Source organism: Litchfieldia salsa (assembly GCF_900104555.1).
In the GTDB taxonomy this organism is placed as follows: Bacteria; Bacillota; Bacilli; order Bacillales; family Bacillaceae_L; genus Litchfieldia; species Litchfieldia salsa.
Genome location: NZ_FNJU01000001.1, coordinates 656,115 through 679,558, shown reverse-complemented (window position 1 = coordinate 679,558; position 23,444 = coordinate 656,115). Strand labels below are relative to the sequence as shown.

Annotated in this window: 16 protein-coding genes; 14 read left to right on the top strand and 2 right to left on the bottom strand. The window is 36.6% G+C overall.

Going from position 1 to position 23,444, the window contains the following annotated elements; translation table 11 throughout:
• Window positions 1-137: 137 nt before the first annotated feature.
• Together BLQ56_RS02945 and BLQ56_RS02940 are read right to left on the bottom strand one after the other, a co-directional pair.
• Complete coding sequence (locus BLQ56_RS02945; RefSeq protein WP_090850110.1) at window positions 138-650, bottom strand: DUF3231 family protein; 513 nt, start codon at window positions 648-650, stop codon at window positions 138-140.
• Window positions 651-832: 182 nt separating this feature from the next.
• The gene (locus BLQ56_RS02940) at window positions 833-1,333 is read right to left on the bottom strand and encodes a hypothetical protein (protein ID WP_090850108.1); all 501 of its coding nucleotides are present in this window, start codon (window positions 1,331-1,333) and stop codon (window positions 833-835) included.
• A gap of 263 nt (window positions 1,334-1,596) precedes the next feature.
• Here BLQ56_RS02940 and BLQ56_RS02935 point away from each other — a divergent pair, with 263 nt between their 5' ends.
• The 14 genes from BLQ56_RS02935 to BLQ56_RS24015 all read left to right on the top strand — a co-directional run bounded on the left by BLQ56_RS02935 (window position 1,597) and on the right by BLQ56_RS24015 (window position 23,435).
• Window positions 1,597-2,919: a prolyl oligopeptidase family serine peptidase gene (locus BLQ56_RS02935; RefSeq protein WP_090849713.1), complete on the top strand. Its 1,323-nt coding sequence runs from the start codon at window positions 1,597-1,599 to the stop codon at window positions 2,917-2,919.
• 149 nt (window positions 2,920-3,068) lie between these two features.
• Window positions 3,069-4,634, top strand: a complete 1,566-nt coding sequence (locus BLQ56_RS02930) for an FAD-dependent oxidoreductase (protein ID WP_090849711.1) — start codon at window positions 3,069-3,071, stop codon at window positions 4,632-4,634.
• 467 nt (window positions 4,635-5,101) lie between these two features.
• Window positions 5,102-5,473, top strand: coding sequence for a sensory rhodopsin transducer (locus BLQ56_RS02925; RefSeq protein ID WP_090849709.1), 372 nt, complete (start codon window positions 5,102-5,104; stop codon window positions 5,471-5,473).
• Window positions 5,474-5,551: 78 nt separating this feature from the next.
• Window positions 5,552-7,333 carry a sensor histidine kinase gene (locus BLQ56_RS02920; RefSeq protein WP_238457149.1) on the top strand — a complete coding sequence of 594 codons (1,782 nt, stop codon included), beginning with the start codon at window positions 5,552-5,554 and terminating at the stop codon, window positions 7,331-7,333.
• Window positions 7,311-8,849: a response regulator gene (locus BLQ56_RS02915; RefSeq protein ID WP_090849707.1), complete on the top strand. Its 1,539-nt coding sequence runs from the start codon at window positions 7,311-7,313 to the stop codon at window positions 8,847-8,849. The genes BLQ56_RS02920 and BLQ56_RS02915 overlap by 23 nt, the downstream gene beginning before the upstream one ends.
• 205 nt (window positions 8,850-9,054) lie before the next feature.
• The gene (locus BLQ56_RS02910; RefSeq protein ID WP_090849705.1) at window positions 9,055-10,368 is read left to right on the top strand and encodes an ABC transporter substrate-binding protein; all 1,314 of its coding nucleotides are present in this window, start codon (window positions 9,055-9,057) and stop codon (window positions 10,366-10,368) included.
• A gap of 85 nt (window positions 10,369-10,453) precedes the next feature.
• Window positions 10,454-11,353, top strand: a complete 900-nt coding sequence (locus BLQ56_RS02905) for a carbohydrate ABC transporter permease (protein WP_090849703.1) — start codon at window positions 10,454-10,456, stop codon at window positions 11,351-11,353.
• A 62-nt stretch (window positions 11,354-11,415) separates the two neighbouring features.
• Window positions 11,416-12,249, top strand: coding sequence for a carbohydrate ABC transporter permease (locus BLQ56_RS02900; RefSeq protein WP_090850104.1), 834 nt, complete (start codon window positions 11,416-11,418; stop codon window positions 12,247-12,249).
• Between the two features lie 69 nt (window positions 12,250-12,318).
• Window positions 12,319-12,960, top strand: coding sequence for a YesL family protein (locus tag BLQ56_RS02895; RefSeq protein WP_090849701.1), 642 nt, complete (start codon window positions 12,319-12,321; stop codon window positions 12,958-12,960).
• Between the two features lie 236 nt (window positions 12,961-13,196).
• Window positions 13,197-14,480, top strand: coding sequence for an ABC transporter substrate-binding protein (locus BLQ56_RS02890; protein WP_386756456.1), 1,284 nt, complete (start codon window positions 13,197-13,199; stop codon window positions 14,478-14,480).
• A gap of 178 nt (window positions 14,481-14,658) precedes the next feature.
• Window positions 14,659-15,768 carry a rhamnogalacturonan acetylesterase gene (locus BLQ56_RS02885; RefSeq protein ID WP_090849697.1) on the top strand — a complete coding sequence of 370 codons (1,110 nt, stop codon included), beginning with the start codon at window positions 14,659-14,661 and terminating at the stop codon, window positions 15,766-15,768.
• 25 nt (window positions 15,769-15,793) lie between these two features.
• Window positions 15,794-17,782 carry a beta-galactosidase gene (locus tag BLQ56_RS02880; protein ID WP_090849695.1) on the top strand — a complete coding sequence of 663 codons (1,989 nt, stop codon included), beginning with the start codon at window positions 15,794-15,796 and terminating at the stop codon, window positions 17,780-17,782.
• Window positions 17,783-17,812: 30 nt separating this feature from the next.
• Window positions 17,813-19,849, top strand: coding sequence for a glycosyl hydrolase 115 family protein (locus BLQ56_RS02875; RefSeq protein ID WP_090849693.1), 2,037 nt, complete (start codon window positions 17,813-17,815; stop codon window positions 19,847-19,849).
• A 394-nt stretch (window positions 19,850-20,243) separates the two neighbouring features.
• Entirely contained in the window at window positions 20,244-23,435 is a 3,192-nt protein-coding gene (locus BLQ56_RS24015) for a rhamnogalacturonan lyase family protein (protein WP_386756462.1), read from the top strand.
• Window positions 23,436-23,444 lie beyond the last annotated feature (9 nt).

The window sequence follows — 23,444 nt, the reverse complement described above, 5'->3', positions numbered from 1 at the left end:
GTTAGGAGAATTGGTTTAAGTGTACGTAAGTTGAGTAAAAAAATAACGTAGGAGCATGGCAACGAGGAACCTCATCGCCTGCCCTACGGAAAGATTGCACCTATAGAATACTACAATAGTGAAATACCGAAACCTTGTTAACAATCTTCGGATTTATTGTAGTGAAGTGGTGGTGGAATTAGCCATCCTTTTTCCTTATTAAGTCTTAGTACTTTTCCACCTAAAGTTGCTTTTTGTGTATGGAATTGTCCAAACATCATGGCAATATCTTCTCGTATTGATTGACCCATTATTGTGCTGCAAGCCACAAGACCAGCCGCAATATCAGCAGATAATGTAGCAGCAATCTCATTATCGAGAAATCTTGCTCCCACTGGGATGTCCTCAATACGTGCGTTAGGTCTTTCAGGAGGAGTTGGAGGAAGTCCAATTCCATTTTCTTTTAGTAGGGTTTCAACTTGTTTCATTTCCTGCTGACAATGCTCTTTTGCTTCAACTAGTAACTTTTGTAGATCTTCATCTCCAGCATGGTTTAACATCGTTTGATAACCAGCAACCGCACCTTTTGCAGTGAGTAGAAAAGACCAAGTTGCAAATACTTCACCATAATGCATAGGTTCTTCTTGTGGATTTCCACTTAAAATTCCCATAAAAGCACTCCTCATCGTTTGTTTGAAAGTCATAAAATTCTCCTAAGTATAAAGCTTAAATCGTATTATCCGCGAAAGATAATTCTAAGTAAGTGTGCGTAAAAACAAAGAAAGTTATTCCACTTGTTGTGACACGGGGACGGTTCTGATGTATCATAAAAAAAACCAGAAGTAACAATTTGCTACTCTGGCTTATTTGTACCTTCGGTTATGGGTTCTTTCTTATTGGCTTCTGGTTTGTTCGCTTTAAATATCGTTTTCGAAACTGAATTGAGTTTATCTAGAAATCGATTGAAACCAAATCCGACAAAGAACGCGATACTTATTTGTCCGAATGGAGCGTCCCTAGTACTTGCAAATTCAAAAATCAATATTCCACTTTGTATTAACGAAACAGCAATAATTGCGGTTCCAGTCGCAAAAATAGGATAGAAAATATACATAATCCATTCTCTCGGATTGTCAAAATCATCATTCATATAGTGTGAACAAAACATATATAGATGTCGAAGTGAAGCCCCAATCGCACCCGCAAAGAAATAATACAAAAAGATTTCGATTTTAATTATAATAGGAAACACTGTTTGTATGACACCTGTCCATAACAGTCCTATTGCAAGAAAGCTTCCAAAAAACAATAGTGACAGATAGGCTAAAATGATTCCCTTTACCCATTTATTCATGAAAATCTCCCCCATTATAGATACTTTTATCATATGAGGAGGACTTTCATTTTGTGACATGGGGACGGTTCTCATGTCTCATTTCTTATAAGACCTCCTTGATAAAAAAATGGTGCATGAGAACCGTCCCAGCGTTGAGGTCGAATGCGTGAGGAAGGTGTCGATTTGTTTAGGGGGAATTTTGGAAGGGGTTTCTATAGTAGTGTTGAATTCTAATATAAAGGTACAAAATACATATAATAGTAGCTTGGAGGTCGGTTTAATTGAAAAACAAGAAGAAATGGGGAAAATCTTTAAAGCTTATTGGTTCAGCTGCTTTATTTACTCTTACGTTCCACACAGGTGTATTCGCTAAGGAGGTAAACACACAACCTTCTTCTTATAAAACGGTTACGGAAGTGGAAGATTGGGGTGCTGTCATTTCAAAGGTAATTATTGATATTGGCAGACCTATTCCAGTCGATTCTGTTACAAAGGATACATTCACTGTACATGTTGAACGATCTGATAGCAGGTTAGCAAATCCAATTTTAGAGCAAGGTCTTCGAAATGTAACAAATGCTTATGTTGCTGATGGGAATGGAAAACCAGCTGTAAAGATGGGGAAACACGTTGTTTTAGAATTAGAGATTGGTCCGAACTTATCACTCTCTTCTGCTATTAACTATGATTGGGCAGGTACTGGATTCAATGATTGGACTCAGAATAAGTATACAATCACGCAACAAAAAGAGATTCAAACGAAGGCTGGAACTGTTTCAGGTTTAGTTGTGGATACATATCCAGGTGGGGTAAGAGAACTAGTTGATGAATTTACAACCGGAACAGCAACATATATTGATGTCACTCTATCATATGCGGAGTATTCTCCAGGAAAAGATAATAAGAAGAACCCACTCATTATTTGGCTACATGGAGCAGGAGAAGGTGGTACAGATCCAACCATGGCAATTGCAGGAAATAAAGCAGTAAATTTTGCATCAGAAGAAATCCAATCTCATTTTGATGGAGCTTATGTCTTAGCACCTCAAACGCCAACTTTATGGATGAATGGTAAAACAGGTTTCGGAGATGGGACTTCAATCTACCAAGATGCACTGATGGCTTTAATTGATGATTATGTTTCTAACAATAAGGATATTGATACTAGTAGAATTTATATTGGTGGAGATTCTAATGGTGGATATATGACAATGCTTATGATTCGTGATTATACAGATTACTTTGCAGCCGCGTTTCCTACATGTGAGGCATTACTAGATTCTTTAATCACTGATGAAGAAATTCAGAAAATGGCAGATCTTCCAATTTGGTTTATTGCTGCTGAAACAGATACAATTGTTAATCCAGCTAACTATACTGTACCTACATATAATCGTTTAGTTGAAGCTGGAGCCGGAGATGTTCACCTTTCATTATTTAATAATGTAATTGATACATCTGGTTTATATACAAACGATGATGGTACACCATACGAATACAATGGACACTGGTCTTGGATTTATGTATATAACAACGATGTCTCAGAAATAATCGATGGAAAAGAAACAACACTGATGGAGTGGCTTGCAGCTCAAACAAAATAAAACAAGGGTAAGCATGTACCCTATAGAGTGGACTCCTTCATTAAAGGATACACTCTATAGGGTGCTTTTTATTATAGGCAGTTTTAAAGAATGATAAGTAAATAGTTGGAAATCCTAGTAGTAAAATATGTTGGAATGGAGGGGTAATTATGACATCCAATCATAAACTACCTGATAAAATAGAGCCTTTTTGGAGAGAAAATCTTGAAATCCCTACCTTTCCCAAATTGGAAAATGATCTTGAGGTAGATGTTGTTATTGTGGGTGGCGGGATTACAGGGCTTACTGCTGCTTATATATTGCTGAATGAGGGGTTAAGTGTTGCTATCCTAGAAGCGAATAAATTAGTAAATGGTACAACTGGACATACGACAGCAAAAATTACGGCACAGCATGATCTTATTTATGATGAGTTTATTCAACATTTCGGAAAAAGTAAGGCTAGATTATACTATGAAGCAAATATAGAAGCTCTTAATTTCATTAAGCAAACTGTAGAGGAACACCAAATCCAATGTGATTTTAAAGTTCAGGATGCATACCTGTACTCCACTACAGATGAGTATGCCCAAAAGATTAAAACAGAAGGGGAGGCATATGAAAAGCTTGGTATTGATGGCGGGATAGTTGAAAGCATCCCATTTGACTTCGAAGTGAAAAATGCAATTGTTATGAAAGACCAAGCGCAATTCCATCCAGTTAAGTATCTTGCTCAACTCACTCAAATCATTACAGAAAAGGGTGGATTAATATTTGAAGATACAGTTGCTGTGAATGTGGAGACAGGAGAAAAGCCAACAGTCCTAACTCGTGATGGAAACCGTGTCACCGGAGGATTCGTCTTATCTTGTTCCCATTTTCCTTTCTATGAGGGATTAGGGATGTATTCAGCAAGGATGTATGCAGATCGTTCATATGTGATTGCCGTAAAAGCGAAGGAGAAGTATCCAGAAGGCATGTATCTTAGTGTGGATAAACCATCACGTTCACTCCGCTCTGCCTCATATAAAGAAGAAGAGTTGATGATTATCGGTGGTGAAGGTCATAAAACAGGTCAGGAAACGGATACGTTAGGCGAATATACTGCACTAGAGAATTTTAGCGAACAGAACTTTGAGGTGGAGGAAATTGTGAATCGGTGGTCTGCTCAGGATTTAACAACATTGGACAAAATTCCTTATATCGGAGAACTAACCGTAGATCAGTCTAATATTTTAGTTGCAACTGGATTCAGAAAATGGGGTATGACAAACAGTACTGTTGCTGCGCTAATATTTAGGGATATTATATTAAAAAGAAAAAATAAGTATCGTGATCTCTATTCTCCTTCCCGATTTTATGCGGATCCTAGTTTAAAAAAATTCTTGCTTATGAATGCAGACGTAGTCAAGCATTTAATAAAAGGGAAATTGGAGATGCCACAGAAAAATGTAGATGAGATAGCGAATGGAGAAGGTGCTGTTATTTCGATAAACGGCCACCGTAAAGGAGTCTATAAAGACGAAGAGGGGAAAGTATACATAGTAGATACGACCTGTACACACGTTGGATGTGAGGTATCATGGAATTGTGGTGAGAAATCATGGGATTGTCCATGCCATGGATCTAGATTCTCATACACAGGTGAAGTGCTAGAAGGGCCAGCAGAAAAACCGTTACAACAATATGATTTTACACTTCTAGACAACTTTACATCAGAAGACTCTGGGTATTAAACGGGGACGGTTCTCGTGTCTCACTTTCGTAGGAATTACCTATGGAATGGGCTTGAGTTCCGTTTTTGTGTTTTATTAGAAGATGGCACACGAGGACAGCATTTCTTGTGTTATATTTTGAAATACTGTCTCTTTTGTTATTTTTAGAAGGTATTTAACCGAATTTAGATGAATGTGCTATTATTGTAGATCAACACTTTTATTCTTAGTATGTCAAATAGAAGAGAATAAAAGTAAGGATAACTCTGTTTTCTAATCCTTCATGTCTGATAATTATATGTTAAGAGAAGTTGGCTTTCTTTATAATAGAATTGATTTCACTAATTTCCAAAAAAAATTTGATAGTGTATCCATTTTTTACATCTTTTTACTATTAATTCGTGATATGATTATAATGATTAATTATGTGTCATAATTCAGTATAGTTTTAATATTTAATCTATTCATATATTTTAGGAGGTTTTTTCATGAATCATAATAAAGGTGAAACCCATTGGATCATTCCGGATGGATATATTCCACCACTTAGTTCTGGAGAACTACTAAGTCATGAGTCAATTTGTATATTAAATTTAAATGACGAGGATGCAAATCTTCTTATTTCGATTTATTTTGAGGACCTTGAACCAATCGAAAGAATCCCAGTCTTAACAAAAGGAAAGAGAAGTAATCATTTACGAACATCTGCACTTGAGCTTAATGGGAATTCAATTCCAGTAGGAGTGCCGTATTCATTAGAGGTTGAAAGTGATCTACCAATCATTGTTCAATACAGCCGTCTAGACTCTACTCAGCCTGGATTGGCGCTTATGTCAACAATGGGTTATCCATTAAAATAACCCAGTTGTTTTCATAACTTTGAAAGCGTTTTCCGATCTGGTCATCACTAGTAAAAATAATAAATTGGAGTTCTGAAAATGATGAAGAACTTAAAAAAGCAGCTTTTAACTCGATACAAAAACTTAAAAATTAAATATAAGTTAATCGTGTTTATACTCATTCTATTGCTTGTATGTCTATTTTTCATCATCCTAGGCTTTCAATATGCGTTTAACACCTATGATGAGCAAATCTATCGCAAGTCCTCACAAGTATTAATAATGTCATCTAATCGTATTGAGGATGAGTTAAAAAACATAGAGGATGTCACATTCAAGGTAGCAACTGACTCTGTCATTCAAAATGCCTTAACTGACTCTAATAAGAGTTTATCAAAATATGAAAAGTTTCGAATCGAGCAGGAAATTTGGGAAAAGCTTACTAGTTATATTGGTTCTGAGAATTATATACAATCCATCCATCTTTTTAACCAGGATGGAAAAGAATTTCGTGCAGGGCGGGCACCATCAAAGCATCTTTATAATCACAAAGGTGACCTCATCAAAAATGCAGAGGATGGGGACGGTGGGAACATATGGATGTCTCTTGAAAGCTCAAAAGACACCATCTTTTCTAGTAGAGAAATTAGATCGTATAAGAGATTAAAGTTTGAAAACCTAGGAACATTAATCGTTGAAGTGAGATTAGATAAGATTGTTAAAGACCTTTCAAGTGTATCAGAAAACGAAGGTTTCATTGCAATGTCTAAGGGAGAAGATATTTTCTTTGTTGAGGATCCAACAATTGACTTGAGTTCACTTCAATTAGGAGCAAGTGACCCACAAGGATATAAAATTGAACGTTTGTTTGGAAGAAGTCACTTTGTTACCTACTCTAAATCTTCATATATGGATTGGACCTATTGGAGTGTTATACCGTTTGAAACGATGTTTGCGAAGGTGACAATGATAAAATACATCGTTATTATTCTATTTTTAACGATAACGACTTTCGCTATCTTTTTAGTGGTGCGTTTCTCAAAAAGAATTACAAACCCAATCGAAAATTTAGTTTCAGCAATGAAATTTGTACAAAGAGGAGACTTTAAGGTTACTGACACATATACCCCTTCACAATACCACGATGAGGTAGGAATCCTACATCAAAACTTCTTCCTCATGATTGAGAGAATTAACAGCCTGATTAAAGAGAATTATGAAAAACAATTATTAATTAAGGACACTGAATTTAAAGCATTACAATCACAGATTAATCCACATTTTCTTTATAATGCATTAGAATCGATCAATTGGTTAGCCAAGATCAATCAACAACAGCAAATATCACAGATGGTTGAGTCGTTAGGCTTTTTATTAAGAAACGCAATTAGTATTCAAGACGATGTGATTACAGTTCGTGAAGAGGTGAAGATGGTTGAGCACTACGTAACCATTCAGAGATATCGATTTGAGGAGCGTTTGGAATTTTCTTTATCTGTAGATGAAACGGCAATGGATTGTAGCCTACCTAAGCTTGTTATTCAGCCACTTGTTGAAAATGCAATAAATTATGGATTAGAAATGATGGTAGAGCCTTGTAAAATTCATGTGTCAGTTGTCAAAGACGGAGATTATGTACACATAGTTGTAGAGGATAATGGGACAGGAATGGATAAGGAACAGCTTGAAAAGGTTAGGAAAGGAGAAATGAAAACTAGAGGAACAGGCATTGGATTGCGCAATATTGATTCTAGAATTAAATTTGTTTTTGGATCAGATTACGGAATACAGATTGATAGTGAATTAAGCAAGGGAACAAAGGTAAGCATAACTATTCCATATCAAAAGAGGTGGGATTATGTACAAAACGCTATTGGTTGATGATGAAAGAATTATTTTAGAAGGAATATCTCGAATTATTAATTGGAATGAATTAGGAGTAAATTTGATAGGTACGGCTAGAAATGGTCTTGAAGCCTATGATTTTATTAACAGAGAACAGCCAGACATTGTTATTTGCGACATTAAAATGCCAGGTATGAATGGGCTTGAATTAGTTGAACTCATTTCAAAAGAAAAGCCTTTTATTAAGTTTATTATTTTATCAGGATTTAATGATTTCAATTTTGCGAAGCAGGCAATGGAATTCGGCGTTAAACACTATTTATTAAAGCCGTGTAATGAAAAAAGCATAGTGGATGCATTAACTCATGTGATCTCCGACTTGAATCGGGACGCAAAAAAAGAACAATTTCTTGTGGATATGAAAAGCCGTCTTGAGCAAGTTCAACCCTATGTGAAAAAACAATTATTAAAGGAATTTATAACGAGTAAAAATGATGGAAACCAGGGTATTCATTTTTATGAAAATCTACTAAGAATGAATTTTGAAGAGAAGTTTATACGGCTAGTGATCTTCAGGATTGAGGGAGAGTACCATTATGAGCATATGTTTGTGATTGAAAATCTCGGTGAGGATCTTTTTTCACAATCAATTTTGTCCACTAATATCGGAGAAAATGTCTTATTTCTTGTGAACGAACAAGATTATCATCATTTGCAATTGAAGATAGAAAAATTAAGAGACATTTTCTATGAAATTTATAGAATGGATATGACGGTAGCTATAAGTGAAGTTGACTGTATTACACAAGTAAGACGCCTTTATCTAGAAGCACTAGAATGCTTGAATCATAGGTTCTATTTAGGTGAAGGAAGTATTATTTCAAAAAGTGATATTCATCAAGATCAACACATAAACAATTATGAATATGATGGGCAGGCTCTGTGCTTGTTTATTAAGTCGGGTAATCTAGAAAAGGTAGAAAGTGAAATTACTAGTTTCTTTGAACATTTAACTGAGAGTCGGTTACCGACTAATTTAGTTCGCTCATATGTGATGCAGTTGTTTCTAGTCATTATTCAACAATCAGATTCTAACAAAATTCAAAGCTACATGGAGAAAATGTCTAAGTTAATTGATATGGATACGATAGGACAAATGAAAGAGTTCTTTGTATTAACTGCGAAGGAAATCACACAAATTCACTATGACAGACATAAGTCCAATCATTCGGTCATTATTCAAAAGATAATGGAGATGGTTGAAAAGAATCTTGCGAATACTGACCTTTCACTAAAATGGGTTGCCAATAAAGTATATATGAATGCGGATTATTTAGGGAAACTGTTTAAACAAGAAACAGGTCAGAAGTTCTCAAGCTATGTAACTCAAATGAGGGTAAATAAAGCGATTGAACAAATTAACGTAATGGAAGAAGTAAAAGTGTTTGAGATTGCTGAGATGATTGGCTATGGTGATAATCCCCAATATTTTAGCCAAGTATTTAAGAAACTAACTGGATATTCTCCATCAGAATATAAAAAAGCAAATTAGTGACTCATTATCGAAACACCTAGATAATGAGTTTTTTTTAAGGATTAAATTCTTAACCTTTAATCCAGGGTAGTATTTCCTAGTTTTAACATTCACTGATTTTTAAACAGTGTTATCTGTTTTTTACATTTTAAAAGTTTACTAGAGCCTATAAAATAAGGATTGTAAACGCTAACAAATAAAACGAAACAAGGGGGAAGTAAGAATGAAAAAGTGGTTGATGTTATTTTTATCAGTATTCATGGTTTTCTCTCTAGCAGCTTGTAGTGGTAGTAGCTCAACAAGTGAAACACCTTCTGATTCAGGAGAAAAGTCAGGAGATGATAGTAAAGTAGAAGAAGTTAAACTAAGGATCGCTTGGTGGGGATCAGAACCAAGACATGATTACACATTAAAGGTTATTGAAATGTATGAAAAAGAAAATCCAGGTGTGAAAATTCAAGCCGAATATGCAAGTTGGGATGATTATTGGAAAAAGTTAGCACCACAAGCTTCAGCTTCACAATTACCTGATATTGTTCAAATGGACTTATCATACTTCTCTCAGTATGCTGAAAATGGTCAATTAACAGATTTATCGCCATATTTAGGTAATCAGCTAGATGTTTCAAATTTCACTGATAACTATGTTGATGGTGGGAAAATCGATGACAAGCTATATGGTTTCAACTTAGGGGTTAACGTTGTTGGTTTCCATTATGATGAAGCCCTCTTAAAGAAAGCTGGAGTAGATTCTCTTGCTGAAGACTGGAATTGGGACGATTATAAAGAAGTTGCTCAAAAAGCGAAAGATGCAGGAATTTTTATAGACACTGGAATGAAAGCAGATGTATTCTTCAACTACTATTTAAGAACACTAGGGAAGTCTTTATACAATGAAGATGGAACTGGATTAGGGTATGAAGATGATCAGATGTTTAAAGATTTCTTTGAAATGACTTCACAACTAGTGATAGATGGTGCTGTTCCAACTCCTGATTACATGGCACAAGTAAAAGGAATGGAAGACAATCCTGTTGTTAAACAAGACGCGATTGGTACTTGGCAATGGTCAAACCAGTTTGTTGGATTACAACAAGTAGCTAATAGAGAATTGAAATTACAAAACATGCCAGGACCTGGAATAAGTGATGGCTTATATTTAAAGCCAAGTATGTTCTGGTCAGTTGCTAATAATTCTAAGAATAAAGAAGAAGCAGCTAAGTTTATCAGTTTCTTTGTAAACAATGAAGAAGCAAATAAATTAATCTTAGGTGACCGCGGAATCCCAGGATCTTCTGTTGTGAAGGAAGCACTTAAACCGGTTCTTACACCACAACAAGTTCAAGTGTTTGACAGTGTGGCATGGGCTGAGCAAAATAGTTCAGAATTTGATGGTCCAGATCCAATTGGAGCAGGTGAAATCATTGAAACTCTTGACCTATTATCGGAACAAATGAGTTACGGTCAACTTTCACCAGAAGATGCTGCAAAACAATTTAGACAACAAGCAGAAAGCATTTTATCTCAAAATAAATAAGGTAAAGAGACTGATAGCTGATCTAGATTGATCAGCTATCAGACTTTACTAACATAGTTACTTATCCTAGAAAGGAAATGATCGTATGAGTACACGCGCTCTTAAGCAAAATGCCACAGGGTACTTATTCATAAGTCCCTTTATAATTGGTTTTTTAGCGTTTACCTTTATCCCAATTATCGCTTCCTTATATTTTTCATTCACAAAATATAATATGTTTGGGAGTCCACAATGGATAGGGTTAGAAAATTATGAAAAAATGTTTACTGGTGACCCAAGATACTGGCAATCCCTTAAGGTAACTCTCATTTATGTAGCTGCGGGTGTACCTTTAAGACTTGGATTCGCTCTCATGGTAGCGATGATTTTAAATACAGCCTCAAAAGCTGTAGGTCTTTACCGTTCTTTATTCTACTTACCATCTTTAATTGGAGGAAGTGTTGCTGTTGCAATCATGTGGCGTAACATCTTCGGGGATGAAGGAATAATTAATTTGTTACTTGTATTCATCGGTGTACCTGATGTCAGGTGGTTTGGAGATCCAACTGCAGCTCTTTGGATGCTTATTTTCTTATCAGTTTGGCAGTTTGGTTCATCCATGTTAATTTTCTTAGCTGGTTTGAAAAGCATTCCAGTAACCTATTATGAAGCAGCTAGTGTGGATGGAGCGAACTATTTTCAGAAGTTCACGAAAATTACATTCCCAATGTTAACACCCGTTATTTTATTCAATACAATTATGCAAACAATTGCAGCATTCATGACATTTGTACCAGCATTTATTATTTCAAAAGGTACTGGTGGTCCGTTAGATGGTACACTTCTTTACTCACTATACCTATTTATTCAAGGCTTTGAATTCTTCAATATGGGCTATGCGTCAGCAATGGCTTGGATTATGTTAATAATTGTGGGAATTCTTACAGCAATTATATTCTACTCTTCAAAGTTTTGGGTTCATTATGAATCCGAGGGGGGGAAATAGACATGCAATCAGAAACGAAAGTAAAACCAATATCAAATCCTAAAGGATTACATGTACCGAAGATGAAAAAACCAAGATGGTGGATTTATCATTTACTTGTCGGGGGATTTGCTGTACTAATGCTTTATCCAGTCATTTGGTTGTTAATGAGTTCCTTTAAACCAAGTGAGTCGATTTTCGTCACTGCACAGTCATTGATCCCAGATCCATGGATTTTAAGTAATTATGTTAAAGGTTGGGAAGGAATCGGTGGAAATACTTTTGGAGTGTTTATAAAAAACACAGTGGTTCTTGTATTCTTCACAATGGTGGGTCAAGTCATCTCCTCTGCTTTTATTGCATTTGGATTTGCGAGATTATCATTTTTCGGTAAAGGTTTTTGGTTTGCGCTAATGATGGTGACACTAATGTTACCTTACGAGGTTGTTATGATTCCTCAGTATATTATTTTCGCAAAACTAGGATGGTTGGATTCTATAAAGCCGATTGCTATTCCCGCCTATTTCGGACATCCGTTCTTTATTTTCTTACTTGTTCAGTTTATTAAAACGATTCCAAGAGAACTTGATGAAGCAGCAACAATTGATGGGTGTGGTACATTCAAAATCTTTTACAAGATTATATTACCGTTGATTAAACCAGCGTTAGCTACTGCTGCAATCTTCTCATTTTACTGGACATGGGATAACTTATTAGGCCCAGTATTATATTTAAATAGCCCTGATAAATACACGGTTTCAATGGCGTTAAATATGTTCTTAAGCAATGAAACAGTCTCAAACTGGGGTGCTATGTTTGCAATGTCGATTGTTACTTTAATTCCAGTATTTGTTATCTTCTTCTTATTCCAAAGACATGTAGTTGAAGGAATCAGTACAAGTGGTTTGAAGGGTTAGGCAATCATCGCTAACCCCCTAACGATTATAAATAAGACACAAGAATCTATTAAAAAGGGATGAGTAGATATGGTTGAAACTCATGGATTTATGGGTGCTATAAATAATGTTCTGGAATGGATATCAAGATTGGCGCTTCTAAATATACTATGGATCTTTTTTTCATTCTTGGGTCTTATTGTTTTTGGTTTGTTTCCAGCAACAGTGGCAATGTTTTCAGTTGTTAGAAGATGGGCGATGGGAGATATGGAGATCTCCATCACAAGAGTATTTTGGGAGTCTTACAAAAAGGAATTTTCTAAGAGTAATCTACTTGGAGGAATTATTTCGTGCATTGGGTTAGTCTTATTCATTGACTTTCTCTTTTTAAAACAGGTTTCCCCCCAAATCCAAGGTTTCCTGTTTGTTCCTTTTCTAATTATTTTGATTCTCTATGTTTGTACATTATTTTATGTGTTTCCGATGTATGTACATTATGAGATGAAATTACTAGAGGTGCTTAAAAATTCTTTTATCGTGATGATCATGAGACCAATTTCAACGATTATGATGTTAGTGTGTGGTGTTGGATTAATGATCCTGCTGTCATTTGCTCCGCCTGTACTTATTGTGTGTAGTGGAAATGTATTTGCGTTACTTATGACAAAACCTGCCATGAATGCTTTTAATCATATAAATCGTAAATACGAGACTATAATTGCTAAAGGGTGATAACAGAGAAAACCAATATCGTGTAGACCTACTCCATGGATATGTTTACAATTAACTTAAAATGGTTATCTCTGATTTTTATACATTTTTGTCTATAATTTCAATTAATTTAGAGGGGAAAACCTATTAAACTAAAGCATAGAGAATAATGCCATATTACTAGGATCCATGCATCCCTCGAGTATTGAAGAACAAAAAATGTAGTTAAAAACAGCCCTTTATAAAGGATGGTCTCAGTGAAAAAGTACTTACCTTTTTTCTTCACGTTCGTTTTATTGTTTACTACTTCTTGTAGTGAAGGAAGTTTATCAAAAAGTAAGCCAGTGGAAGAACCTGTCACAATTAAAGTTTCATGGTGGGGAAGTCAACCACGACATGAATATACAACTAAGGTGATTGAAATGTTTGAGAAGGAGAATCCAACTATTAAGGTTGAACCCGAATTTGCGAACTGGGCTGACTATTGGAAAAACTTAGCTCCAATGGCAGCTGGTAATCGTCTTCCAGATGTCATTCAAATGGATATTGCCTTTTTAGCTGAATATGGTGAAAAGGGTTTGCTTGAGGACTTAACACCATATGTTCAAAAGGGAATCATCAATACTTCTTCAATTGATGAAGGTGTAATTAATAGCGGAACAATAAATGATCACTTATACGGGTTTCCCATTGGGATCAATGTTTTATCGGTGATTTCAAATGATCTTTACCTTGAAGCAGCGGGAGTGTCAATTCGTGATGATAGATGGTCATGGGAAGAACTCGAGAGAATTGCATTAGAAATCAAAACGAGGACTGGAGTCTATGGCTCAAATGCCATGCATCCACCTGATATTTTTTTCCCATATTACTTAAGGACAAAAGGCGAGGATTTTTATAATGACGAGGGAACAGGACTCGCTTATACAAATGATCAATTATTTATAGACTACTTCAATAGACAGCTTAGATTAATTGAAAGAGGAGCGATTCCTACTCCTGATGAGTCAGAAGCAGTGCGAGGAATGGAAAGCGATTTTATTGTCCAAGGAACATCAGCGATGACTTGGAATTATTCCAATCAATATGCAGGTTTTGATCAATTGACAGATTCACCGTTAACCATTCATTTGCCGCCAGAACATCTTGAAAATAAAGCATTAACTTTGAAACCAAGTATGCTTTTTTCAATACCGACAGGCTCAAAGCATAAAGATGAGGCTGCAAAGTTTATTGATTTCTTTATAAATAATGTGAAGGCAAATCAATTGATGAAAGGTGAGCGTGGGGTTCCAGTCTCATCCACAGTTTTGGAAGCTATTAAAACTGAGCTTACAGATGAAGAAATTAAGATGATAGATTATGTGGAGAAAGCGAAAGTTCTAATTGATGAAATGTATCCACCTGATCCAGAAGGCAGTTCACAGGTGATGGAGGTTCTTAAGGGAATTTCGGATCAAATATTATTTAAGAAAATAACGCCTGAAGAGGGAGCAAAGAAATTCCGAGAACAGGCTGAATACATATTGAAAAATGAATAAAACATATAAACGTATACAAGGCTGGGGACAAGGCTTAACACTTGTGTTTTTAGCTGAGTTAATGAAGAGTCGGAAATTAGTATATAAATTAATAGGCTAAATAAGTAATTACAAGAAGAAACCACGATATCGTGGTTTTTACTATATCAACGTTAATTGAGTTTGAGGAGGTAAAGTGATGTCTGAAACGTTTTTATTTGACTTTGGAACGGGAGAGGCATTTTCAGGTTATACGAAAGTAACAGAGGGCAGTGTATACAACACTGAGTCTGGATTTGGTTTTATCAAGCCTGATCACATGTATATGATAGAACGTGACACATCAAAACCGTTGTTTAGAGATTTCTGCATTCCTTTAGGAAATACATTCATAGTTGATGTTCCAAACGGTATATATACCATCACAGTCATGATTGGTGATACATTAACTGAAACAGAAACTACGATAAAGTATAACGATAATAAAGTGTTATTACGTGAATTGAAAACGTACCCAAAACAATTTGTAAAAGAGAGTTTTACAGTGAATGTGAATGATGGACAAATTAAGCTGACATTTTTAGGAGGTGCGCCTCGAATCAATGCAATGGAGATTTCCTTAAAAAAGGATGCCGTTACTATGTTTCTAGCGGGTGATTCAACGGTTACAGATCAACCAATCGATGGTTATCCATATGCAGGGTGGGGGCAATGTCTCCCGCAATATATAAAAGCAGATGCAGTCGTAATCAATCATGCCATTTCTGGTAGAAGTTCTAAAAGTTTTATAGATGAAGGTCATCTTGAAACAATTTGGAATGGAATGAAGGTAGGGGACTTTTTATTGATACAGTTTGGTCATAATGATCAAAAGCCTGACAAACAACGTCATACAGAGCCCTTCACAACTTATAAAGAGAACCTGAAAATCTATATTAATGGAGCAAGACAAAGAGGAGCGACCCCAATCCTCATTACACCTGTTCATCGAAGAAATTTTGATGAGGACGGAAAGATTGTCGATACCCATGGTGATTATATTTTAGCGATGAAGGAATTAGCTCATGAAGAAAATGTTCGTTTAGTGGATTTAGCTGAAAAAAGTAAGAACCTCTTTGAAAAATTGGGGCCTGTAGGTACGAAAAGGGTTTTGATGTGGGGTGTACCTGGGGAGTTTTTGAACTTTCCTAAGGGCGTTTGTGATAATACTCATTTCCAGGAGTACGGTGCGAATAAGATTGCTCAATTAGTCGCGGAAGGATTAAAGGAGTTTGGCCTACATTCTCTGAGTTTATGTTTGAAAGCTTAAATTAATGATAGGTGGGTGTTTAATAATGGCGAAAAAACTATATCATGGGGCAGCTTATTATCCTGAGTTATGGCCTGAAGCAATAATAGAGGAAGACATCAAATTTATGCTTGAAGCAGGCATCAATGTTGTAAGAATGGGTGAATTTGCTTGGTCAACATTGGAAAAAGAAGAAGGAAGCATTGATTTGAGTTTTTTTGTGAATGTGATTAAAAGGTTGAATGAACATGGGATTGAAACAGTGATGTGTACACCGACTCCCACTCCCCCAATATGGCTAACTCATGACCACCCTGAAAGGATGCACGTTAATCAAGAAGGGCATGTGATGGTTCATGGTTCACGTCAGCATATTTGTACAAATAATCCAGTATTCAGGGAAAAAGCAGCGATTATTACGGAAGAGATTGCAAAAGCAATTGGAAATCTTCAAGGAGTCATTGCATGGCAGCTAGATAACGAGTTTAAATGCCATGTAAATGAATGCTTTTGTGATACGTGTAAAACACTTTGGCATCAATGGTTGGAAGAGCGTTATGGAACAATTGATGTGTTAAATGAAGCATGGGGAACGGATATTTGGAGTCAGTACTATCAAAGGTTCGGTCAAATTCCACAACCAAAGGCAGCACCATTTCTTCACAACTCATCATTAACGACGATGTATCAAATTTTCTCTTATGAAAAGATTGCTGAATTTGCTGATGAGCAAGCTGAGATTATTCGACACTACTCAAACGCACCAATTACACATAATAGTACAACATTCTTCCACGTAGATAATGAAAGACTTTTCGAGAATCTTGATTTCGCATCATTTGATACTTATGCAGAAAAAAGTAATTTTGCTTCCTACTTATTTAATTGTGATTTATGGAGAAATTTGAAAGTGGGGAAAGATTTTTGGGTGATGGAAACTAGCCCATCACATGCTGCGTCACTTGCCAGTCATTCAGCCTCCCATCCAAATGGATATCTAAAGGCAGAAGCTGTAGCCTCTTATGCGTTAGGTGGAGAAGCGTTTTGTTATTGGCTTTGGAGACAGCAACGAACAGGTTGTGAACAACCACATGGTTCTGTTTTAAGTGCATGGGGGAAACCAACTGTTGGTTTTGAGAATGTGAAGGAAGTAGAGGTAGCCAGAAAAGAGATTGAATCAATGATTCTATCAACTAGACCTCTACAAGCAGAAGTAGCGATTACCTATTCAGACATTGCTAGGGCATTCTTTAAAACTGAGCCACATAGGGAGCTCGTTTATCGTGATCTTATGATTAAATTCTATGAAAATATTTTATCAAATGGCTATCATCGCGACTTAATAACTGAGAATGCAAGTCTTCAAGGTTATAAATTATTGTTTACACCTTTTCTACCGAATGTATCTACAACATATCTAGAGAGAGCCAAGAGATTTGTGGAAGAAGGTGGAGTTTGGGTGATTGGACCACTTACAGGAGGTCGAACTGAACATCACACCATTCATAGAGACGCTGGACTTGGAGAATTAGAGGAATTTGCTGGAATTGAAACATTGTTCACGTACCCGATGGATGGAACGGAGTCTGTTGGTGAATTTTTGGGAATAGAAGCACCGCTAAGCTTATGGAGTGCCATTTTTGAACCTAAGGATGCAAATGTAGTAGGAAGCATTAAGGAAGGTATTTCTACGGGGAAAGCTTTTATAACAGAACAAAGAAGAGGAAAAGGTAAAATTGTCATGCTTGGTTCGTTGCCTGTAGGAGAAGAAGGAGACAAATTGTTAAGTACACTGATCAATCATTATGCCGAAGAAGCAAATGTTCGATCACACACTGACGTATCTCAAGGAACAATTGTAGCTCCAAGAGAGAAGAATGGTGAGTTGGTATGGGTAGTTGTGAACATGGATGGAAATGGTGGAACGGTTACTCTGCAAATGAACGGTGTTGATGGAATTACAGGAGAACCTATTCCAAAGGGGCCGATTGAGATTGGAGCTTTTCAGTATAGAATCATTCATTTCAGAGGGTAATTACTAATGGAACAGGAAAGGAAACGATAAATGACGACCAGCCAATCCTTTATCTTTAACAAGCCTACGAAATTTGAGTATCTAGGTCCTCCTGATTTGAAAGGTGTAGAACACTTCTTACAAGTATTAATGAGAGATCGAAACAAAGTATTTCAAGAATCTAGTAGCATAATTAAAACAACCGTTCTGTTTGTGCTTGATGAACAAAATCATAAAGAGTTATATGCAGAACAGTATACGATTCAGTTCTCGGAAGATCTGACTGAAATGAAGGTGACCGCAGCTGATGAATTAGGAATCATCTTTGGGATTCTTCATATAAGTGAGAGTTATCTTGGTGTTGACCAGTTTTGGTTTTGGAATGACTGTGAACCGTCTTGCAAAGAAGTGGTGGAGATTACTCCAGTACCTTTCCTTTCAGAGATACCAAAAGTTCGATATCGAGGCTGGTTCGTAAATGATGAAGTTCTCATTTCTATGTGGAACTATAAGGATTCTAATGAAGTGGTTTGGGAAATGGTTTTTGAAGCGTTATTAAGATGTAAAGGAAACATGGTGATCCCTGGAACAGATATAGAAAATCCAGTTTATAAAAAGCTTGCCACTAGTATGGGATTATGGGTGACACACCACCATGCAGAGCCGCTTGGAGCCCAAATGTTTGCAAGAGTATTTCCAGACAAGAGGGCATCTTATATCGAACATAAAGACCTGTTCCAGCAATTATGGAAAGACGCGATCCTTGAACAGAAAGATGCTAAAATCGTTTGGAATATTGGGTTTAGAGGACAGGGAGATCGCCCTTTTTGGATAGATGATCCTACATTTGATACTGATGAGAAAAGAGGCGCACTAATCTCCCAAATCATGAGAGACCAATATGAAATGATTGCTGAGTATCAGAAGGATCCTATCTGCTGTGTTAATCTTTATGGAGAAATCACTGAACTATACAAAGAGGGATTACTAGAATTACCTGATGGAGTGATTAAAATATGGGCTGATAGCGGATATGGAAAAATGGTGACGAGACGACAAGGAACTCACAATCCAAGAGTCCCATCACTTCCTACTAAAAATGAAGAAGGGCCTCATGGGATTTACTATCATGTCACATTTTATGATCTTCAAGCATCTAACCATTTAACGATGTTGCCTAACACAACCACTTTCGTAAATGATGAACTTGTTGAGGCTTTTGAGCATGAAATGAATGAATTTTTAATTGTAAACTGTGGGAATATTAGGCCACACCTTTATTTCCTTGATGCGATCTCTGACATTTGGACTCATGGTGAACTGAATTCTGAAGAATTTCTGAATAGATTTGTTTCCAAGTACTATCCTTCATTTCCTGGGGAAATGAAAGATTATATGACTGATTACTTTGATGCAATAATCCAGTATGGTGTGTTTGATGATGAACGAGCGGGAGAACAATTCTATCATTTTACAATCAGAAAGCTGGCGAAACAATGGATTAGTTCTCTAGGGAAAGAGAGTGCGCCAAACCTATTTTGGGCAACTGGAGAAATGAACTTGGAGAATCAATTTAATTGGTTCAAAACGAAGGTAGAAGAGAAATTACCAGAGTGGGAAAGATTGTTAGAGAATGTGAAAGCTCTTGTTGGGGAAGGGAATCATATTGACCAAAAACGAGTTCACGATCAGTTTCTAATTCAAGTACAAATTCACAAAAATGGTTGTAAAGCTCTATTAAGCTTTAGCCATGCGTTTGAAAAGTTTCAAAGGGAAGAATTTCTAGATGCCTTTTTGCTAGTTGATGATGCGATGGAGGAAATAAAGGAAACGGTAGAGATGATGGAGAGGACGACCTCACAAAAATGGGATGGCTTTTATCATAATGATTGTCTAACAAATGTGTCGTTAACATTTTACACATTAGAAACGATAAGAAGGTATTTAAGAATGCTAGGAGACGGTCCTTCATTTTACGAATGGGAAAAAAGATATCTTACTAGTGTGGCTGAGAGCTCGGTCGTATTATTAACGAATAAAACAAAGCAGTTAATGGACGATGAGTTGGTTCAGAGACTGAAGGTTTAACAAATTGCCACGGCGTTTTTCTTATTTTGTAAGAAGGCGCCTTTTTTTGTAGAAAGAGAAATAAGTGAATAGTGTGAGTCTAAAAGATTGTTCTATGGAAGTATTTTACTTATAGCAGGAGATGCGACTTAGGTAAAAAGTTTCGGCATCTGAAATATCACTGTTTTTTTAACGTAAAAACCTGTTATTTACATGTTATCAAACTAGTATTTACATTACACTGAAATAGATTTTCAGCTTAGAGTGCACGTGAATGTAAGGGTTTACATAGTTGGTTAAACAAGGAGGTGAACTCTACCTAAAATTAGTAGAGATAGAGCAAAAAACAATTGGGAGGTAATTTGAAGTGGGAAAACGTTTGACTAAAAAATTAGCCGTATTAACTAGCGCTGTTATGTTGACTTCCGTCTTTTCCGGAGTTGCACCGTTTGCTGCTACGTCAAGTACAGTACACGCGAATGCAGACACAAAGAACTTGAAATTTGATTTTGGTTCTGCGTCAAGTCCTGTTGCACAAGGATATGAACAGGTTGCAAATACATTCGTATATAATTCTGAAAAGGGATTTGGATTCAAAAACCCAGGAGCAGCCGAGCGAGATCGTGGTGAACCTGATGATCTGTTAAGAGATTTTGCCCTTGCTGGGGGAAATGAGTTTATAGTGGATGTTCCAAATGGTGATTATTTGGTTAAGATTATGACAGGTGATCATATAGCTTCTAATCGAACAAGCTTTTCAATCGAAGGTACATCTTATGGAAGTATTTCTTCGAGTAAAGGTAAATATACAGAATTATCTCCAAATGTAACAGTCACTGATGGACAACTTAATGTCGCGATTGGAGAAAATGGACGGATTAACTCTCTTGAGATGATACCAATGATTGCTCCAGAAGAATTAGAAGTGACAGATACAAAGCTTGGAGCAGAATCTAGCGTTTCTCTTAAATGGAATGAAGTAGAGGGTGCGAAAAACTATAATGTTTATCGCAAACAAGAAGGAGAAGCAAATGCTGTGAAAGTCGGTAGTTCCGAAACAGCTAGCTTCATAGATACTTCAGCACAACTTGGCTTCACGTATCATTATACAGTGACACAAATTAATAGTAGTGATATCGAATCAACTCCTAGTGAGGAAATAACTGTAAAGGTATTTGATGAAACTGTTCAAGCTCCAAGTGAACCTAATGGGCTATCGCTAAATAAGGCAACAAGCGATTCTGTATCCATTTCATGGAGTCCAATAAATGATGCTGTGATGTATTATGTGTATCGTGCGAAAGCAGAAGAGGGAACTTATTCTTTCTTGACTACAACAACAAAGCCATCATTTACTGACTCTGTTCAAACAACAACGAACTATTTTTACAAGGTAAGTGCAGTTAATTTAGGTGGATTCTCAGAGCTATCTCAGCCACTTAAAACGCCAATTTCAAATGTAAGCATTCGCCAAATGGAAGAGCTAACTCGTGATTTAGTGGCGGTAAAAGTGGAGGAGGGAGTTTATTTAAGCTGGCGTTTGCTAGGGACTGATCCTGAGGGCATATCATTTAACTTATATCGAGATGGTAAAAGAGTGAATGATAAGCCTATTACTTCTAGTACGAATTATGTTGATTCGTTGGGTTCTGCTGATTCAACTTATGAAGTGAGAGAAATTTTAAATGGAAAAGAGCAAGGTGTAGCTGACGAGACCGAGGTCTTAAGTAATCAGTACTTTGATATTCCATTGCAAAAACCTGAAGGTGGGACAACACCTGATGGAGTGGAGTACACTTACAATGCTAATGATGCAAGTGTAGGTGATTTAGATGGTGATGGAGAATACGAAATTATCCTTAAGTGGGATCCGTCAAATTCAAAGGACAATTCAAAAGGTGGATATACTGGGAATGTATTCATTGATGCTTATAAGCAAGATGGAGAGCTATTATGGAGATTAGATTTAGGAAAGAACATTCGTGCTGGTGCACATTATACACAGTTTTTAGTTTATGATTTTGACGGAAATGGAAAATCAGAAGTCGTCATGAAAACAGCTGATGGCACAAAGGATGCAGAAGGTAACATCATTGGAGATGGAAATGCAGATTATCGAAATTCAGGTGGTTATGTATTAAGTGGACCTGAATATTTAACTGTTTTTGAAGGTGAGACTGGTAAAGCGCTCACAACTACAGACTACTATCCGCCAAGAGGAAATGTTAATGATTGGGGAGATGGGTATGGTAACCGTGTTGATCGTTTCTTAGCAGGCGTTGCATATCTTGATGGGAAAACACCAAGCATTATTATGGCTCGTGGATATTACACTAGAGCTGTTATCGCAGCTTATAATTTTAAAGATGGTAATCTAACAAAGCTTTGGGATTTTGATAGCTATAAAGCTGGTAATGAAAAGTATAGTGGTCAAGGAAATCATAGTTTAAGTATTGCTGACTTAGATGGTGATGGAAAAGATGAGGTTATTTACGGAGCAGCCGCTATAGATGATGATGGAACAGGGCTGCATTCAACAGGTTTGGGACATGGTGATGCACAGCATGTGGGTGACTTAGATCCTACTAGACCTGGCCTTGAAATTTATGGAGTTCATGAAAATCGCAATTCACCATATGGACTATCTTTCCGTGATGGTGAAACTGGTGAGATTATCTGGGGCATTCATACAGGAAGAGATACTGGAAGAGGTGTAGCTGCTGATGTGGACCCACGTTATCCAGGTGCTGAGGCTTGGGCAATTGGTGGTGCATGGAATGCGCGTACAGGTGGAATTTATACGGCTAAAGGCGAAAAAATTGGAGACACGATCCCAACATCTAACTTTGCGATTTGGTGGGATGGAGATTTACTTCGTGAACTACTTGACCATGATTTTGATGAAAATGCTGAGAGTCCAAGATATGGGTTAGGAGCAGCCAAGATTGATAAATGGAATCCTGAAACAGGTAGTCTTGAAAACTTGTTAACAGATACAGAGATTACTTCTAGTAACTGGACAAAAGGAAACCCAGCATTACAAGCGGATCTTCTCGGGGACTGGAGAGAGGAAGCGATTTGGAGATTAAATGATAGCAGTGCACTACGTGTGTATACAACAACAGATGTGACTGAACATCGCATCCCGACACTAATGCATGATCCGCAATATCGTGTTGCCATTGCATGGCAAAATGTTGGCTATAACCAACCACCACATCCATCTTATTTCTTAGGACACGATATGGAGGAAGCGCCATTTCCGAGGATTTATACAAGTAAAGTCGAAGATGCTAAGGTTAGTATTCAACCAGAAACGCTCAATCTGAAAAGTAAGGGTGGTAAAAATTCAGTAACAGTTTCTGTGGAATTACCATCAAATGAAGGTGGAGATGTAAAAGCAGTGAAACTTATTGTAGATGGAAAATCTGTCTTTGGAGAAGTTGCTGGGAAGGCATCAGAAAAAAAGATAAACGTTAAATTTAATCGACAAGAACTAATTAAAGCTTTTGATGGGATGAATGGTGAAATCGAGATTTCTGTAATTGGCTACCTTGATTCTGGTGTTACTTTTACTGGAACAGACATGGTTAAGGTGATTCATTAATTTTATAGG

What these genes read in the sequence shown, in the direction of transcription:
- BLQ56_RS02875 (WP_090849693.1), top strand. Translation starts at nt 17,813, where the DNA reads ATGACGACCAGCCAATCCTTTATCTTTAACAAGCCTACGAAATTTGAG.
- BLQ56_RS02930 (WP_090849711.1), top strand. Translation starts at nt 3,069, where the DNA reads ATGACATCCAATCATAAACTACCTGATAAAATAGAGCCTTTTTGGAGA.
- BLQ56_RS02900 (WP_090850104.1), top strand. Translation starts at nt 11,416, where the DNA reads ATGAAAAAACCAAGATGGTGGATTTATCATTTACTTGTCGGGGGATTT.
- BLQ56_RS24015 (WP_386756462.1), top strand. Translation starts at nt 20,244, where the DNA reads ATGTTGACTTCCGTCTTTTCCGGAGTTGCACCGTTTGCTGCTACGTCA.
- BLQ56_RS02905 (WP_090849703.1), top strand. Translation starts at nt 10,454, where the DNA reads ATGAGTACACGCGCTCTTAAGCAAAATGCCACAGGGTACTTATTCATA.
- BLQ56_RS02910 (WP_090849705.1), top strand. Translation starts at nt 9,055, where the DNA reads ATGAAAAAGTGGTTGATGTTATTTTTATCAGTATTCATGGTTTTCTCT.
- BLQ56_RS02925 (WP_090849709.1), top strand. Translation starts at nt 5,102, where the DNA reads ATGAATCATAATAAAGGTGAAACCCATTGGATCATTCCGGATGGATAT.
- BLQ56_RS02880 (WP_090849695.1), top strand. Translation starts at nt 15,794, where the DNA reads ATGGCGAAAAAACTATATCATGGGGCAGCTTATTATCCTGAGTTATGG.
- BLQ56_RS02915 (WP_090849707.1), top strand. Translation starts at nt 7,311, where the DNA reads ATGTACAAAACGCTATTGGTTGATGATGAAAGAATTATTTTAGAAGGA.
- BLQ56_RS02945 (WP_090850110.1), bottom strand. Translation starts at nt 650, where the DNA reads ATGGGAATTTTAAGTGGAAATCCACAAGAAGAACCTATGCATTATGGT.
- BLQ56_RS02940 (WP_090850108.1), bottom strand. Translation starts at nt 1,333, where the DNA reads ATGAATAAATGGGTAAAGGGAATCATTTTAGCCTATCTGTCACTATTG.
- BLQ56_RS02920 (WP_238457149.1), top strand. Translation starts at nt 5,552, where the DNA reads ATGATGAAGAACTTAAAAAAGCAGCTTTTAACTCGATACAAAAACTTA.
- BLQ56_RS02895 (WP_090849701.1), top strand. Translation starts at nt 12,319, where the DNA reads ATGGTTGAAACTCATGGATTTATGGGTGCTATAAATAATGTTCTGGAA.
- BLQ56_RS02885 (WP_090849697.1), top strand. Translation starts at nt 14,659, where the DNA reads ATGTCTGAAACGTTTTTATTTGACTTTGGAACGGGAGAGGCATTTTCA.